The sequence below is a fragment of the Pedobacter chitinilyticus genome (assembly GCF_003313385.1).
Lineage (GTDB): Bacteria > Bacteroidota > Bacteroidia > Sphingobacteriales > Sphingobacteriaceae > Pedobacter > Pedobacter chitinilyticus.
In genome coordinates, this window is the sequence record NZ_QMHN01000002.1 from 487428 (window position 1) to 503381 (window position 15954).

Sequence of the window (15954 nt, forward strand, 5' to 3'; positions counted from 1 at the left end):
AACGATTGACCACATTAATTCTATTTTGTTAAAGAAAAATTATAATTGAAACCCAATGTAAAGTTTGTACCGAAACGGGTTGAAGTGTATTGCTTATCGATATTTGGGCTATAGACGTTTTTATCATCCATGTTCAAATAGAATATACTTTTTTGGTTTAATACATCACCAATGTTAAGTTTTAATTCAGCTCTATTCTTTATTAACTTCTTGCTAATTTGGAAATCAATTACGTTTCTAGAGTTTTCCCAAATATTTGGAATCAATGAGTTTCCAACAAATGCAATACGCTCGCCAATCCGATTGTACAATGCGGTTATTGAAACACCGCTCTTCTCATTTGCATATTGTAATCCGGCGTTGATTAAATATGGAGACTGCCCTTGTAAAGGTCTCGAATTTAACCCTAATGAGTTAAGCTCTACTTTTGATTTAATATAACTTGCATTTGCAAATGCAGTCAAATCTTTAAAGAATAGACCATCAATAACATCCAATCTCTTTCTAAAATCCAGTTCTACACCATAAGAAGATGCCTTTCCGACATTTGTGAAATTGATTTGTCTTCTTTCTGGAGTTCCACCTTCATCTAATGCCTGCTCTATTGCATTATTAAAGTCTTTATAGAAAACTGAAAAAGTTAAGGCTTCTCCAGCTTTAGGATAAATCTCATATCTCAAATCTGCATTATTAATCGTACCTCTTTCTAACGAAGGATTACCTAATGTAGAAGTCTGCGCTACGAAATCATAGAATGCAAATGGAGCAAGCTCTCTCAGCTCTGGTCTAGATACGGTTCTTGAAACCGATGCTCGGAAATTACTCTTACTTGTAATAGCGTAGGTATAATTTACAGATGGTAAGATATCAGTAAAAGTTTGATCAAAACTTCTAGCAGTACCGCTTAGGTCTGTGTAATCAATATTTTGATAGTAGTTTTCAATCCTTGCTCCCCAAACCAATCTAGATTTTTCTCCTAGCTTATTGTCCAACATCAAATAACCAGAGTTCAACAAAGTTTGCGCTTGATAAGAATCCGTGTTACTTGTAAAGTCACTTAAGATAAAACCTCCTGTAGAGTTAATATTTTCCTGAGCAAAAATTGATCCTTTTGGCAAACTTAACAAATAATCGTCCATGCTTGCAGAACCAGAAGAGTTAAACAAGTAGTTAAAAATTCTAGCGTCAAAGTCTCTAGTTTTGTACATACTTAGCAAACCTGCCTTGAAAGTACTTTTCTTCGAAAGAAAGTTAAAAGGAAGCGAATAATTTAATTGGCCTGAAAAATTGTCCTCTTTTAAAGAAGAATAGAATCTTCTACTGTTTCTATCGACTACGTTATATGTATCAGAGTTAGCCCCACCTATTTGACGATAGTAGATAGATCTTAAATCTGGCTGAGTTCTATTGATCAATGAGTAACTTACATTCCAATTAAGCTTTTGATCAGCTTTACCGAACTGATGATCACCCTCTAATTGCGTATTGTAAATAGTCTTTTTAGTTAAATCTGAGTTATTGAAACGCAAGTTAGCGTCAATATTAGTATTGAAACCCGTCCTATCTGTATAAGTCTCGTCAAATACGCTATTAAATAGATTTTTAAAGCTCAATTTACTCCTACCCTTTTTATAAGTAATATTAGCTAATACACCTACGCTAGTATTAAATACATATTGAGAGTCGTCATAATCGTAATAAACGTCTCTAAAACCATTTTGATAGTCATTACGTTGAACAGGGTTAATATTTTGTCCGTTTCTATAAGAAAGAGAAACAACACTTCCTAAAGAACCTCCATTTTTAAAATCTATACGTTTACCATAACTAATTTGATGGTTTTGAGAAGGTAAAGCGGTATACGTTTTCTCCGCATATGGATTAGAAAGCTGTTTAGATAATTGTGCTTTTTGAGATGCATTTAACGGATTATATTCCTGGAAAGAACCTGGAAAAGTAGATGGAAGATTTCTGCTACCATCTGTAAAACTAAGATAATCGTATTTACCTCTAATGTTGCCTAAGAAATCTTTAAACGTGGATTGTGTATTATAACCAAAACTTGTTGTAAAGTTTAAGAAATCTTGATCTGGAACATCTTTAGTAATTACTTGAACAATACCACCTGCGAAATCACCTGGTAAATCTGGTGAAGCAGTTTTATGAATAATTAGATTATCAATTAAGTTTGCAGGAATGATATCAAAAGAAAAAGCTTTCTTATCTGGCTCTGTAGATGGCAACAATGAATTATTCAACATAGATGTGTTATAACGGTCTGCTAAACCTCTAATAACAACAAATTTATTGTTTTGGATACTTGCACCGCTTACACGCTTTAGAACTTCAGAAGTATTTCTATCAGGAGATCTTTTAATTAGCTCCGCTGAGATACCACTCGAAATTCTAGCACTGTTCTTTTGCTGAAGAAGTAGAGAGTTTACCGATTCTTGCTTATAATTACCAGTAATAACTACCTGATTAAGAGTTTGAGAAGAAGATTCTTCTAGGGTTAAATTTAATGTAGTAACCGTACCACTTTTCACCTCTACATCTGCTATCTTCTTTGTTGCATAGCTAATATAAGATACTTCTATTTGATATTTACCAGAAGCCAGGCCTCCCAGTACATATTTTCCCTCCACATCAGTGCCTACTCCTTTATTAGTGCCTGCAATTTTTACAGAAACACCGATCAGCGTTTCTCCCGTTTTAGCGTCCGTTACAGTTCCTGAAATTTTCCCTGTTCCCTGAGCGAAAACAAGCACACTAGCTAACGCAAACATGATGGTTAGTAGTGCTTTCTTTAGAGTTAATTGTGATTTCAATTTGCCTTATTTTTAATTAGGGCAAAACTATTACCACAATGTTAGCTTCATGTTAGCTTGAAATTACCATTTGTTTACCGCTAGGTTAACAAATTGTTAAAGCGCACCAGTAACGCTTTTGTATTAATATTTTAAGCCGATTTTTTTGCAGATAAAGTGCAATAACCAAATTGGGCCAATTAACAAAAACTTAACATCTTCTAAAAATGAAGGTTTTTTCCCTTCTATTTTATGACCAATGAATTGTCCTATCCAAGCAATCACAAAAATGGCCAAAAAGATGATCCATGCCGCTGGGCCGTTATGGTATTTTTCCCACATCTCTATCTGCACAATGCCGTAGCTCATGCCTGCAATAATCCAGATCATCATAAAGAACAAGGTAGGCGACAGTGTAAAATAATAGTACATGGCAAAGGCAATTAGAAACGATGCCCAATTAAAAAAGGTTTGATATTGCCCCAAAAAAGATAACTGCGGAAATGGAATTAACCAAACCAAGCCCAACAAACTAAACACAATTAAAGGCACGCAAATCCAATGGATGAGTTTATTAGTGCTATTTTGATGGCTTTCGGCATACTTATCAAATAAAATGTCTACTGGCTTTTTTGCTGGGGCTTGTGCAGTTTTATTCATATCTGGTGATTTTGGAATTATAAAAATAAGAAAAAAAAGAAACCGTCATTTCGAACGTATGTGAGAAATCTAACAATTTGCTAGATTTCTCCTCCTTCGTCGTCGAAATGACGGTACTATTTAAGAGATTTACTTTGTAGCTGCTTCGCGGTCCTCGCTATGCTCTGAATGACAAAACTATCTTACTTCGCAAATGCTACCGAACGGGTTTCTCTAATTACCGTTACCTTAATTTGGCCTGGATAGGTCATTTCAGTTTGAATACGGTTAGAGATATCTGCTGCTAACAGTTCTGCTTGTTGATCGCTTACCCTTTCACTTTCTACCACTACACGTAGTTCTCTACCTGCTTGAATAGCAAAAGTTTTTTCTACCCCTGGATAAGACATCGCCAATTCTTCCAATTCTTTTAAACGTTTGATATAGCTTTCTACTACTTCACGACGGGCTCCTGGACGGGCTCCTGAAATAGAGTCACAAGCTTGGATAATTGGAGAAATCATTGAAGTCATCTCAATTTCGTCGTGGTGGGCACCAATAGCGTTACAAACTTCTGGATGCTCTTTATATTTTTCTGCTAATTGCATTCCCAAAATAGCGTGTGGCAATTCTGGATTATCATCAGGCACTTTACCAATATCGTGTAAAAGTCCAGCACGTTTTGCCAACTTAGCGTTTAAGCCCAGTTCAGCCGCCATGGTTGCACAGAAATTGGCCACCTCACGTGAGTGCTGTAATAAATTTTGTCCGTACGACGAACGGTAACGCATACGGCCTACCATTCTAATCAATTCTGGGTGTAAACCGTGGATGCCCAAATCAATTACGGTACGCTCACCGATTTCGATGATTTCGTCTTCAATTTGTTTTTTGGTCTTAGCCACAATCTCTTCAATACGAGCAGGGTGAATGCGACCATCGGTAACCAAACGGTGCAAAGCTAAACGGGCAATCTCTCTTCTTACTGGATCAAAACCCGAAAGGATGATCGCTTCAGGAGTATCATCTACAATGATCTCGATACCTGTTGCAGCTTCCAATGCACGGATGTTACGTCCTTCTCTACCAATTACACGACCTTTGATCTCGTCGTTATCAATATGGAAAATAGATACTGAGTTTTCGATAGCAGCTTCAGCAGCGGTACGTTGAATGGTTTGTATCACTACTTTTTTAGCTTCTTTACTTGCGGTAAGTTTAGCTTCGTCAACAATATCCTTCACTTGCATTAAGGCTTGAGAACGCGCTTCCGACTTCATGTTTTCTACCAATTGGTTTTTAGCCTCTTCGGCACTTAAGCCTGCAATGGTTTCCAATTGTTGTACATGTTGGCTTTTAAGCACGTCTACTTCCTCCTGCTTTTTAATAGCCAGTGCCGTTTGCTTTTCGAAATTATCTTTTTGTTTATCTAAATCTTGTTCTTTTTTGCCCAGATTTTCCATGCGTTGATTAAGCGATTGCTCTTTTTGCTTAATGGAATTTTCACGCTGTGCAACTTCGCTATTACGGCTTTGTACTTGTTGTTCGTGTTCGCTTTTTAGTTGTAGAAATTTCTCTTTCGCTTCTAATAACTTATTCTTTTTTAAAATCTCGGCATTGTTTTCGGCATCTTTCAATATTTTCTTTGCCTTTGATTGAGCCGCTACTTCCTGCTGCTTTAAGAGGTTACGCAGCAGGTATCTGCCAATGACCACACCCACTATTAAGCTGGCCAATATGCATCCTACTATTCCTAATATTTCCATTGTTATTTTGATGTTTTTAATGGGGATGGAGCTATCGTAAACGATGGTTCCATTGTTCCCTTGTTGTTTTTTAAGAAACTATCATCAAGACAGTTCCGTCGTTTGTTGTTTGTTGGTGATGGCTTTGATGCCATCGATATTCTTCGTAAAAAAAAAACCGTAGCTAAATTATTATGTTCATTCACCCATTGTTAAGTGTAAATTAAATGAAACATAAAAATTTAGCCACGGCCAAATTTATAGCTATAGTGAACCTAAGGATAGTGTCCTGAGGTTAATAAAGAACTTTTTTTATTTAGCGAAAAACCCGTTCAATAAACTATCTAACTCTTCCACCTTGTCGGCTACACTCGTATCCTGACTTTGAACTTTATGCTCGGCTTTTAAAACTGCCGTGGCATAGTGCAAAACTGCCATTGATAACAAGTCTTGTTTATCCCTAACCGCATAATTTTCCTGATAGTCTTTTATACGCTCATTGATAATCTTTGCCGCTCGTCTCACAATCTCCTCTTCTTCCATACTTACCTTTAGGGGGTAAATGCGGTCGGCGATAGTTATTTTAATCGAGATTTCTCCCATTTTTAGCTTTGTTTCAATTAATCTGTATCACTTATTTCTTAAGCAATACTACACACTTATCAATTTCACGCACAAATTCGTTAATTTTTTGCTTTATATCAAGTGTCTTTTCACTTGTTCCTTCAATACTCTTTGCTAATTTGAGCACTCTTATTTTTTCATCGAGCTCTAAATGTGTGCTTTTGGCCACATCCAATGCTTGTTTTTGCTGCTTATTTTCGGCTTTTAAAAGTTCATTTTCCTCTTGTAACGCTTGACACAGCGCAATCAATCTATCCGTTTTTTGCAGTACACTATTAAGTTGATCTACTACAGCAGCCATTTTTTGAGTTGTGGGTTATGGGTTGTCAGTTATGGGTTAGTCTTGTAACTCATAACACGAAACTCATAACAATTTTACTTCTTATTATCTTATCTCTGCGTTGGCAGTTTGGGCTAAGTTAGCAATAATCTTTTGCATAATTGCATCGATCTGCTTATCGGTTAAAGTTTGCTCTTCATCCTGCAAGGTGAAATTCAAGGCATATGATTTCTTTCCTTCAGGCAGCTTATCTCCCTGATAAACGTCAAATACCTGCACATTTTTAACCAATTTGCGCTCTGCTTTAAAAGCAATGGTTTTTAATTGATCAAAAGTAGTGGCCTGATCTACCAGCAGGGATAAGTCTCTTCTAACTGCTGGATATTTTGGCACTTCTTTGTTGATGATTTTATTTTTCTTCAATGCATCCAGTACAAAAGCCCAGTCGAAATCAGCATAGAAAATATCTTTGCTCAAATCGGCTTTCTTTTTATCAGCATTGGTTACCGCACCAAAACTTACCAAGGTTTTATCACCTCTGAAATATTTAAGGCCATAAGCAAAGTTTTCGTCGCTAATTTCATCTATTTGAAAGTTAGCCAAACCTAAACGGTTTACGATAGCATCTACCGCTGCTTTTAGGTTATAAAAGGTAGACGGTGTTGATTGCTGGTTCCATTGCTCGCCTTGTTTGGCACCGCTTAGCACTAACAATAAACGTGGACGCTCTACATATTTTTCGTTAATGAGATGATAGGTTTTACCAAATTCATAAAACTTAATGTCTGCGTTTTTACGATTAACGTTGTAGGCCACACTTTCCAAAGCAGGTTGCAACAGGCTTTGACGCATGGCATTTAAATCAGAGCTTAACGGATTTAAAATCTGCACTGCTTCCGCCTCATTTTTAGAATTGGCTAAACGAGTGAGTGAATTGCACCAAATTTCGATAAAGCCATTAGCGGTAAGCATATCAGCCACCAAGTTTTGTACATTTTCCTTGTTAGGCTTGGCGGTGTAAGCCAATGAAGCATTTACTTTAGTGGGGATAAGAATGTTGTTGTAACCATAAATACGTAATACCTCTTCGGTAATATCGCATTCGCGGGTCACATCTACCTTATAGGCAGGTACTCGCAAATCTAAACCTTCAGCAGTTTCAGTAGCGATGGAGATGCCTAAAGCGGTAATAATTTCTTTAATTTCTGTGGTTGGGATATCCTGACCAATTAAATCAAGCACATTTTGGTATTTGATAGCTACTTCAAATGGATTGGCCTTTACAGGATATAAATCTGAAATAGGTGATGAAATTTGGCCACCAGCAATTTCCTTAATTAACAATGCCGCACGTTTAAGCGCAAATACCGTCATTTCAGGATCGGTTCCACGTTCGAAACGGAATGAAGCATCCGTTTTTAACGCATGTCTTTTAGACGTTTTACGTACAGAAACTGCATTAAAGTAAGCACTTTCTAAAAAGATATTAGTGGTTTGCTCTGTTACACCCGAACCAATTCCGCCAAATACACCCGCAATACACAATGGTTTTTCGGCATCGCAAATCATTAGGTCTTCGGCAGAAAGCTTGCGCTCTACATGATCCAAAGTGGTGAACGGTGTGCCTTCTTCACATTTTTTTACGATGATTTTTTTGCCAGCAATTTGGTCGGCATCAAAAGCATGTAAAGGTTGCCCCAACTCATGCAATACATAATTGGTGGCATCTACTATATTGTTAATTGGACGTAGGCCAATCACTTTCAATTTATCTTTCAACCAATCTGGAGATGGTTTTACCGTTACTCCGCTAATGCTTACACTGCTATAGCGTGGACAAGCATCAGTAGCTTCTACCTTAACATCAACAATTAGGTTTTCATTTTCTACCGCAAACGCTTCTACATTTGGCAATTCATAAGCTGTACGTAAATAAGCGGCCAAATCTCTGGCTACCCCTAAGTGAGAGGCTGCGTCAGCACGATTTGGTGTTAAGCCAATTTCAAATAGATAGTCATCGTCAACATTAAAGTATTTTTTTGCCTCAAGCCCCACGGGTGCGTCTTCTGCCAACACCATAATTCCTGCATGTGAACCACCTAAGCCAATTTCATCTTCGGCACAAATCATCCCTTCAGACACCTCACCCCTAATCTTAGATTTATTGATTTTGAAAGGCTCTCCCTCGTTTGGATGCACGGTAGTGCCCACGGTAGCTACTACTACTTTTTGTCCAGCAGCCACGTTTGGCGCACCGCAAACAATTTGTAGCAGTTCTGGTCCACCTACGTTTACTTTAGTTACACTTAATCGATCGGCATTAGGGTGCTGTATGCGTTCTTCAACATATCCAATTACTAGACCTTCCAAACCTCCAGGGATAGTTTGTACTTTCTCTAGGCTTTCTACCTCCAAACCTATGTTGGTAAGGATCAAAGAAATTTCCTGAGGAGTTTTATCAGTTTTAATAAGTTGTTTAAGCCAGCTATATGATATCTTCATTTTGAGTATTGAGTAGGCGCATTGCCACAATTTTGATGTGCTATGCGTTTTAAAGTGCAAAGATATTATTTAATGACGAAAGCAGAAAGTAAGCAAAGCGTTTGACAAGAAAAATTAACGTATGCTCAAGCCACTTAACAACATTATACATGCTCCACCTCCTATTATTACCATAATAACAGTAATGATTAATAGCTTTAAGCCAGGAGTTTTATTTTGCTCTGTTTTTTTTGAAAAAATCAACTGTCCTAAGCCTACCAAAAACATTATGGCTACTGCAATCCAATATAATATTGATACAAAGACTATTTCCATATTTAAAATTAGCTAATTGGCGCTATTTTTCCCCTTATTTGATCGATTTTATGATCACGGTAGAAAATATTCATTGTCTCAAAAGGTATCATCTTCATCTTATCGCTCACGATGTGCACACAGGATTTTTTAACAGCACGCACATCAAAATCTAAAGGATCCATAAAGTTCATGATAATAATGCGAAATAAATTATCATATTTCAATCCATCAGACTGAACTCTAGGCAAACAGCACATCAACTCCCCAAAAGTACCCTCTGCGCAGTCTACGGAAACTCCTGTGCTAAACAAATTAAGCATATGTTGTTTCAATCGCTCATCATGCTCAAAAACAATTGTGTTTTTAGAGTTATTCAACAAATCCTCTGGGTTGATCAAATTGGTCATTGGAATTACCTCTTCGTCTACTTTTAAAGCATAGGCCATACATAGCGCATCTGGATTACAAGGCACTGGAATTAAATCTTGAGGGGTAAAAATAGATTGCTCATAAATTTTACGACGAACTTCAGTAAGTGTTATTCTCCCACTCTGATCATTATAATTATCGTTCCTGCCAGCTACCTGTGTAGGCTGAAAGGTTACTCCTCTTACACATTTTTGCTTCAAAGCATATGCGATAATATCTCCTATTTCATGATCATTTAGTCCTTTTTGCAAAGTAACTACCAAAGTAGTAGATAAATTGAAGCGATTTAAATTTTCAATAGCTTTCTTTCTGATCTCTGTCAAATCTTCTCCCCGCAGTTTTTCAAGTACTTCGGCACTGAAACTGTCAAACTGTAAGTAAATTTCAAAATCAGGCATGTAAGATGCCAGCTTTTCCACAAATGATACATCTTTAGCAATACGGATACCGTTAGTGTTGACCATCAAATGTTTGATTGGCTTTTTCTTCGCTAAATCCAATATGGCAAAAAAATCGGGATGAACCGTTGGTTCCCCGCCCGAAAGCTGAACTACATCAGGTTCACCTTCATTTGCGACCACAGTGTCCAACATTTTCTCAATTTCTTCCAAAGTGCGGTGTCTTCCATAATGTGGCGAGGACATCGCATAACAAGTTGGACAGCTTAAATTACATCGGTCGGTAACCTCTACAACCGTTAAACATGAATGCTGTTCATGATCTGTACACAGACCGCAATCATAGGGACACCCATAATGAACTTTTGTATTGAACTTCAATGGTATCTCTGATTGCTTGTTGTAGTTTCTAATTTGTTTATAATATTCTACATCATCAGCAATCATTACCTTGCTCTCACCATGCGCATTACAACGTTTCAACATGAAAACTTTAGCCTCTTGAAAGACAATCTTCGCATCACAAAGCATTAAACACTCTGGACACAGGCTCTTTGTATAATCGTAATAAATATAATCTCTAGTCTTCATAAGCTGTTAGTTTTACTAGCAAATGGAAATAAATTGGAAATTAGCCTCCACAAAAACTTATAGTAATAAATAAATATAATTAAAGCTGCCCAATGAATACTACTTAAGTTTAAAAACAGCGGCTGATAAGGTTTAAGAAACTCGATTAAAAATCGATAAAGAAAATACAAAAGCATAAAAAGCTTAAATCTATCTCCATTAGGCAAATTCTTTAAACGTATAAATTGAAAAAAAACGATCAAACAAATGGTGAAAAAAATCTCATAAAGCATCACTGGATGCCGCATTTTACCATCACCTAAATCCATACCCAAAATAAAATTAGTAACCTTTCCATAAGTAGGTTCAGCTACCCCCATTAAAAAACAACCAAACCTTCCAATGGTTAAAGCCACTAGAATTGGAAGCACATAAATATCCCCAGAGGCAACTTTAACGCCAATGATCTTCTTTATAAGCTCAACACCGAACAAGCCCCCCAATAATCCACCAGCTATGGTTTTGCTAGCGTACAACATCAAAAAATTAAGTCGACCTAAGTTGGCAACATCTTCTAAAACAGCAAAAAATCTAGAACCTATTAATGCCCCGAGCATTGCTCCGAGCATTATCCAGAGTCTGTTCTCATCAGAAATTGGATCATTGACACCTCTGCGCAGAAAATAGTACAATCGTACCCCAACTATAAAAGCAAGAGTTTCTAACAAAAAATGCCAGTGATAATACTGACCAGCAAATTCAAATTGGACAGGGAATGTCAATTTATTGAAATTCTAATTTCGCAAAAACAGGTAAGTGATCTGAAAAATAACGTTGGTCTTTGCTATCAGTAATTACCCCGTATTTCTGTACTTTAAAACCTTTATTGATAAAAATATAATCGATCCTATCTTTCAAAGGGCTATCAAATTTAAAACCGTTGAAAGTTCCTTCGGGTCCATAAGGTGGTTCGATGCTCACCTCTTTACTATCACTCAAAAATGATTTAATGGTGGCAATAGCATCTGTTTCTGGGGTTACGTTCAAATCTCCAGTATAAACTACGGGTAGCTTTGGAGCAATTTCCTGTATTTTTTGTTTAATTAGTTTAGCCGATTCTATCCTTGCCTGTACCCCAACATGGTCGTAATGCGTATTAAAAACCAAGAACTCCTTTTTATTGCGCTTATCGTACAAACGCACCCAAGTGCACACACGGTTAAACATGGCATCCCAGCCCTTGCTTGGCACATTTGGTGTTGGAGATAGCCAAAATACGCCGCCATCTTTTTTGGTAAATCTACTTTTGTTATAGAAAATTGGAGAGAATTCGCCCTTGCGCAATCCATCATCTCGGCCTTCGCCTACAGCTTCAAAATCAGCGTTTTCTAAAATGGCATCGTATTGTTCGGCCAAAGCCTCTTGAGCGCAAAGGATATCCACCTCGTGAAACTTCACCAAAGCTTTTACGTTGTCTTTTCTTTTGCTCCAAGCATTAACGCCATCTTTTTCTGTACTGTACCTAATATTATAGGTCATTACATTTAAAGCAGCATTTTTTTGCGCATTTAACTGGACACTTAACAGTGCTAACGACAATACAATTACAATTCGTTTCATTTTACTTTAGATTTGCTTCCAAATGTAAAAATTCAAAACCTATATTAAGTTAAGCCAACATTAAAAAGTTAAATCCTTTCGAATGGCATTATAAATATCCTTCATCGGCCATACTTAAGAAATTGTGATTGCAAACAATGATATGGTCGAAGATGCTAATTTCCATGAGCTTTCCTAGCTCCACAAGTTTAGTCGTGATATCTACATCGGCATTACTTGGCTTTAGGTTGCCAGAAGGATGGTTGTGAACCAAAACCATTGAAGCAGCGCCATGCTCTATGGCAATTTTAAACACCATTTTTGGATCAATCACAGTACCTGCTTGCCCACCTTTACTCATGAAATGCTTTCCAATCATGACATTAGCTCTATTTAACAGCAGCAACCAAAATTCTTCATGTGGCAGATCCGCCAAATCAGCTTTGATTATCCTGAAGGCGTCAATAGAAGAAAGTATTTTCTGTATTTCGGGAGCACCGGTCCCATTTCTTCTTCGACCCAACTCCAAAGCAGCTACAATGCTGATGGCTTTGGCTTCACCAATGCCCTTAAATCTCGAAAGTTCCTTCACGCCGAGTTGCGAAAGTTTGTCGAGGTCATTTTGACAAGAAGACAAGATACGCTTGCTAAGATCTACAGCTGTTTCGTTTTTGTTTCCAGAACCTATTAGAATGGCAATCAGCTCTGCATCGGTGAGCTGTCGCCTACCTTGTTGCAATAGTTTTTCTCTCGGACGGTCGGCTTCTGCCCAGGCTTTAATGCCGAGTTTGTTTTCATAGTTAGACATAGATAGAAAATTATAGGCATAAAAAAAACGGCATCATCTTACGATGATACCGTTTCTAATATCGTTTAAAAAAGCGACTATTTCAAGTTGTTAACAAACTTGGTTAATTTTGCTTTATTGTTAGAAGCTTTGTTTTTGTGGATTACGTTCTTTTTAGCTAAACGATCTAACATTGAAATTACTTTAGGAAGCAATTCCAATCCTGTTTTTTTATCTTCAGCAGCACGCAATCTTTTGATAAAAGTACGTGTAGTTTTAGCCTGATATCTATTACGTAAACGTTTTGCAGCGTTTGCTCTAATTCTTTTTAATGCCGATTTATGATTTGCCATTGTTTAGCCTTTTATTTCTTCTCTGTTTTATTTTCGGACTGCAAATATAGAAGTATTATTATTAAATTCAAAATGCTTTTAAAAAATATTTTCATCTAGTGATGACCTGAAGAAATGATTGGGTTTTAAACTTTTGTATGCTCAACGTGTTTTCAGAATAAATTTAGTTTTTTGGCACAAAATTAGCGCAAAAAGCATCAAAGTATTATTTTTGAAAAAAACATAGAATTTAGTGAAGAAACGTATCGCCATTTTTGCTTCAGGATCAGGATCAAATGCTCAAAAAATTATGGAGCATTTTAAACGCAGTACAGAGGCAGAAGTTGCCTTAATATTAACCAACAACCCAGAGTCGTACGTACTACAACGGGCCGATAGCTTTGAAATCCCCTCTCATGTTTTCGACAGAAATGAGTTTTATCAAACGGATGGGGTTGTTGATTTACTAAAAAATCTAGATGTAGACCTAATTGTGTTGGCGGGCTTTTTATGGCTTATCCCTCAAAACCTAATCAAAGAATACCCTGGTAGGATTATTAACATACACCCTGCCCTATTGCCAAAATTTGGCGGCAAGGGAATGTATGGCGATCGTGTTCATCAAGCGGTGATGGCAGCAAATGAAACCGAGGGTGGAATTACGATTCATTATGTAAATGAGCATTACGATGAGGGGGAGTTTATTTATCAGGCTAAATACCGTGTTGAAAAAGACGATACCCTAGAAATGATCAAGTTTAAAGGGCAGCAACTTGAACACCTTCACTATCCCCGCATTGTAGAAACGTTAATTAGGAAGATAAAGAAGTAGGAATGAGTTGGAAGTTTTAAGCTCACTGTTTGAATAGTTAGGTCGCTATCAACCTTTTTAAGCGACAACTTTCCGACTTGCGGACTCAAAATTTCAGGACTTATAACTTCCAAAAAACCAAACAACTAAAAATACAAACAACTAGTTTGCATAAACTCTAATTTTATTTAAAAAACCTCCTCTAAAAATCGTCTCCTTTTCATACCTTTGCGGCTCAAAACAATACCCTCAAAATGAGCCAATCAGTAAAGATCAAAAACGCCTTAATTTCAGTTTATTACAAAGATGGTTTAGCGCCATTAGTTGAGTACCTAGGCAAACAAGGTGTAACCTTATTTTCTACCGGTGGAACCGAACAATTTATTAAAGATTTGGGACTTCCTGTAACTGCCGTTGAAGACTTAACCGGATACCCTTCTATTTTAGGTGGCCGTGTAAAAACTTTGCACCCAAAAGTATTTGGTGGCATTTTAAATCGCAGGAACCTTGCGGGCGATCAGGAACAAATTTCACAATATGAAATTCCTGAAATTGATTTAGTGATTGTAGATCTTTATCCTTTTGAGGAAACCGTAAAAAATGGCGGTACCGACGAAGAAATTATCGAGAAAATAGATATTGGCGGTATTTCTTTGATTAGAGCTGCCGCTAAAAACTTTAACGACGTGGTGATTATCGCTTCGAAAGATGATTACTCGACTTTGTTAACGCAATTGGAAGAGCAAGATGGTGCTACTACTTTGGCACAGCGCAAAGCTTTTGCTAAAAAGGCGTTCCACACTTCTTCTCATTACGATACAGCAATCTTCAACTACTTCAATAACGAAGAGCCTTTAAACGTATTTAAACAAAGTATTGCCAATGCACAAACTTTGCGTTACGGTGAAAACCCTCATCAAGCAGGTGTATTTTATGGTGATTTGAACGAAATGTTCACCAAGCTTAACGGTAAAGAACTAAGCTATAACAACTTGGTAGACGTTGATGCGGCGGTAAGCTTAATTGATGAATTTGAGGAACCTACTTTTGCGATTTTGAAACATACCAATGCTTGCGGCGTGGCTTCGAGAAGCAACATTAAACAGGCTTGGGTTGATGCTTTGGCTTGTGATCCAGTTTCGGCTTTTGGTGGCGTTTTGATTGCCAACAGAGAAATTGATTTGGCTACTGCTGAAGAAATCAACAACTTATTTTTTGAGGTATTGATTGCACCTAGCTACGAACAGGCTGCTGTAGATTTGTTTAAAGCCAAGAAAAATCGCGTGATTTTGAAACGCAATTATGTGGAGCTGAACAAAAAACAATTTAAAACTTTATTGAACGGTGTAATTGAGCAGGACAAAGATTTAATTATTGAAGGCCCTGAGCAAATGACTACTGTGACTGAAAAAGCACCGACTACACAGGAGCTGAAAGATTTATACTTTGCCAACAAAATTGTGAAACACACTAAATCGAACACGATTGTTTTGGTGAAGGATGATGTTTTGATTGCAAGTGGTGTTGGTCAAACCAGTAGAGTTGATGCCTTGAGACAAGCGATTGAAAAAGCAAATTCTTTTGGCTTTAGCGTAAAAGGTGCTGCCATGGCTTCTGATGCTTTTTTCCCTTTCCCTGATTGTGTGGAGATTGCTGCCGATGCTGGCATTGCTGCTGTGTTACAACCTGGAGGTTCTATTAAAGATGCTGACTCTGTAGCGAAAGCTAATGAGAAAGGTATTGCAATGGTGACTACTGGGGTAAGACATTTTAAGCACTAAGCTAGGAGCCAGGGATTAGGAGTTAGGGATCAGTCTGGAGGATTAAGGAGCAAGGAATAAAGAGCAAAGACGAATTACCATTTGCAGAGAGGGTGTTTAACGTGTCGTCATTGCGAGGAACGAAGCAATCTCTAAACGAGTTAAAAGGTTGTGAGTTATTAGCAAAAACCCAACTTAACTAAACCCGATTGAAGTGAAAATATTTTTGCGGACAAACCCTATAGGTTTTAAACCTGTAGGGTTTTGCAAAAAGATTGCAACGTAAAGCGGGACTGCCTTTAAAAAGCATTACTGGTTTTGATTTTCGGATAGAAAAAAGAAACTTAATATAATATTTTGTCTAATTTTACATT

14 protein-coding genes are annotated in these 15954 nt (G+C 37.3%); 2 read left to right on the forward strand and 12 right to left on the reverse strand.

The window, feature by feature from the left end; all coding sequences use genetic code 11:
- Window positions 1-20: 20 nt before the first annotated feature.
- The 12 genes from DUT70_RS08930 to rpsT all read right to left on the reverse strand — a co-directional run bounded on the left by DUT70_RS08930 (window position 21) and on the right by rpsT (window position 13030).
- The gene (locus DUT70_RS08930) at window positions 21-2828 is read right to left on the reverse strand and encodes a TonB-dependent receptor (protein WP_128353340.1); all 2808 of its coding nucleotides are present in this window, start codon (window positions 2826-2828) and stop codon (window positions 21-23) included.
- A 123-nt stretch (window positions 2829-2951) separates the two neighbouring features.
- Window positions 2952-3467, reverse strand: coding sequence for an Mpo1 family 2-hydroxy fatty acid dioxygenase (locus DUT70_RS08935; RefSeq protein WP_113646978.1), 516 nt, complete (start codon window positions 3465-3467; stop codon window positions 2952-2954).
- 182 nt (window positions 3468-3649) lie between these two features.
- Window positions 3650-5212: a ribonuclease Y gene (rny, locus tag DUT70_RS08940; protein WP_113646979.1), complete on the reverse strand. Its 1563-nt coding sequence runs from the start codon at window positions 5210-5212 to the stop codon at window positions 3650-3652.
- 291 nt (window positions 5213-5503) lie between these two features.
- Window positions 5504-5794, reverse strand: coding sequence for a cell division protein ZapA (locus DUT70_RS08945; RefSeq protein WP_113646980.1), 291 nt, complete (start codon window positions 5792-5794; stop codon window positions 5504-5506).
- A 31-nt stretch (window positions 5795-5825) separates the two neighbouring features.
- Entirely contained in the window at window positions 5826-6116 is a 291-nt protein-coding gene (locus DUT70_RS08950) for a hypothetical protein (protein ID WP_113646981.1), read from the reverse strand.
- A gap of 84 nt (window positions 6117-6200) precedes the next feature.
- Complete coding sequence (gene pheT, locus DUT70_RS08955; RefSeq protein ID WP_113646982.1) at window positions 6201-8597, reverse strand: phenylalanine--tRNA ligase subunit beta; 2397 nt, start codon at window positions 8595-8597, stop codon at window positions 6201-6203.
- Between the two features lie 114 nt (window positions 8598-8711).
- Window positions 8712-8912: a hypothetical protein gene (locus DUT70_RS21155; protein WP_128353341.1), complete on the reverse strand. Its 201-nt coding sequence runs from the start codon at window positions 8910-8912 to the stop codon at window positions 8712-8714.
- Window positions 8913-8920: 8 nt separating this feature from the next.
- Window positions 8921-10312, reverse strand: a complete 1392-nt coding sequence (locus DUT70_RS08960; RefSeq protein ID WP_113646983.1) for a radical SAM protein — start codon at window positions 10310-10312, stop codon at window positions 8921-8923.
- Window positions 10309-11073, reverse strand: a complete 765-nt coding sequence (locus DUT70_RS08965) for a prolipoprotein diacylglyceryl transferase (protein WP_113646984.1) — start codon at window positions 11071-11073, stop codon at window positions 10309-10311. Before DUT70_RS08965 ends, DUT70_RS08960 begins: the two co-directional genes overlap by 4 nt.
- Window position 11074: 1 nt before the next feature.
- On the reverse strand, window positions 11075-11911 hold the full coding sequence (locus DUT70_RS08970) for an endonuclease/exonuclease/phosphatase family protein (RefSeq protein WP_113646985.1): 837 nt from the start codon (window positions 11909-11911) through the stop codon (window positions 11075-11077).
- An 88-nt stretch (window positions 11912-11999) separates the two neighbouring features.
- Window positions 12000-12698 carry a RadC family protein gene (radC, locus tag DUT70_RS08975; protein WP_113646986.1) on the reverse strand — a complete coding sequence of 233 codons (699 nt, stop codon included), beginning with the start codon at window positions 12696-12698 and terminating at the stop codon, window positions 12000-12002.
- A 77-nt stretch (window positions 12699-12775) separates the two neighbouring features.
- Window positions 12776-13030, reverse strand: coding sequence for a 30S ribosomal protein S20 (rpsT, locus tag DUT70_RS08980; protein WP_113638735.1), 255 nt, complete (start codon window positions 13028-13030; stop codon window positions 12776-12778).
- Window positions 13031-13262: 232 nt separating this feature from the next.
- Between rpsT and purN the strand changes: the two genes are divergently transcribed.
- Both purN and purH read left to right on the forward strand, forming a co-directional pair.
- Window positions 13263-13841 (forward strand): phosphoribosylglycinamide formyltransferase, encoded by a 579-nt coding sequence (purN, locus tag DUT70_RS08985; RefSeq protein ID WP_113646987.1) that lies wholly within the window; start codon window positions 13263-13265, stop codon window positions 13839-13841.
- A 233-nt stretch (window positions 13842-14074) separates the two neighbouring features.
- Complete coding sequence (gene purH, locus DUT70_RS08990) at window positions 14075-15601, forward strand: bifunctional phosphoribosylaminoimidazolecarboxamide formyltransferase/IMP cyclohydrolase (protein ID WP_113646988.1); 1527 nt, start codon at window positions 14075-14077, stop codon at window positions 15599-15601.
- Window positions 15602-15954 lie beyond the last annotated feature (353 nt).

Bases quoted from the DNA above. Each gene is read 5' to 3' on its own strand.
- DUT70_RS08935 (WP_113646978.1), bottom strand. From the start codon at position 3,467: ATGAATAAAACTGCACAAGCCCCAGCAAAAAAGCCAGTAGACATTTTA.
- rny (WP_113646979.1), bottom strand. From the start codon at position 5,212: ATGGAAATATTAGGAATAGTAGGATGCATATTGGCCAGCTTAATAGTG.
- DUT70_RS08945 (WP_113646980.1), bottom strand. From the start codon at position 5,794: ATGGGAGAAATCTCGATTAAAATAACTATCGCCGACCGCATTTACCCC.
- DUT70_RS08950 (WP_113646981.1), bottom strand. From the start codon at position 6,116: ATGGCTGCTGTAGTAGATCAACTTAATAGTGTACTGCAAAAAACGGAT.
- pheT (WP_113646982.1), bottom strand. From the start codon at position 8,597: ATGAAGATATCATATAGCTGGCTTAAACAACTTATTAAAACTGATAAA.
- DUT70_RS21155 (WP_128353341.1), bottom strand. From the start codon at position 8,912: ATGGAAATAGTCTTTGTATCAATATTATATTGGATTGCAGTAGCCATA.
- DUT70_RS08960 (WP_113646983.1), bottom strand. From the start codon at position 10,312: ATGAAGACTAGAGATTATATTTATTACGATTATACAAAGAGCCTGTGT.
- DUT70_RS08970 (WP_113646985.1), bottom strand. From the start codon at position 11,911: ATGAAACGAATTGTAATTGTATTGTCGTTAGCACTGTTAAGTGTCCAG.
- radC (WP_113646986.1), bottom strand. From the start codon at position 12,698: ATGTCTAACTATGAAAACAAACTCGGCATTAAAGCCTGGGCAGAAGCC.
- rpsT (WP_113638735.1), bottom strand. From the start codon at position 13,030: ATGGCAAATCATAAATCGGCATTAAAAAGAATTAGAGCAAACGCTGCA.
- purH (WP_113646988.1), top strand. From the start codon at position 14,075: ATGAGCCAATCAGTAAAGATCAAAAACGCCTTAATTTCAGTTTATTAC.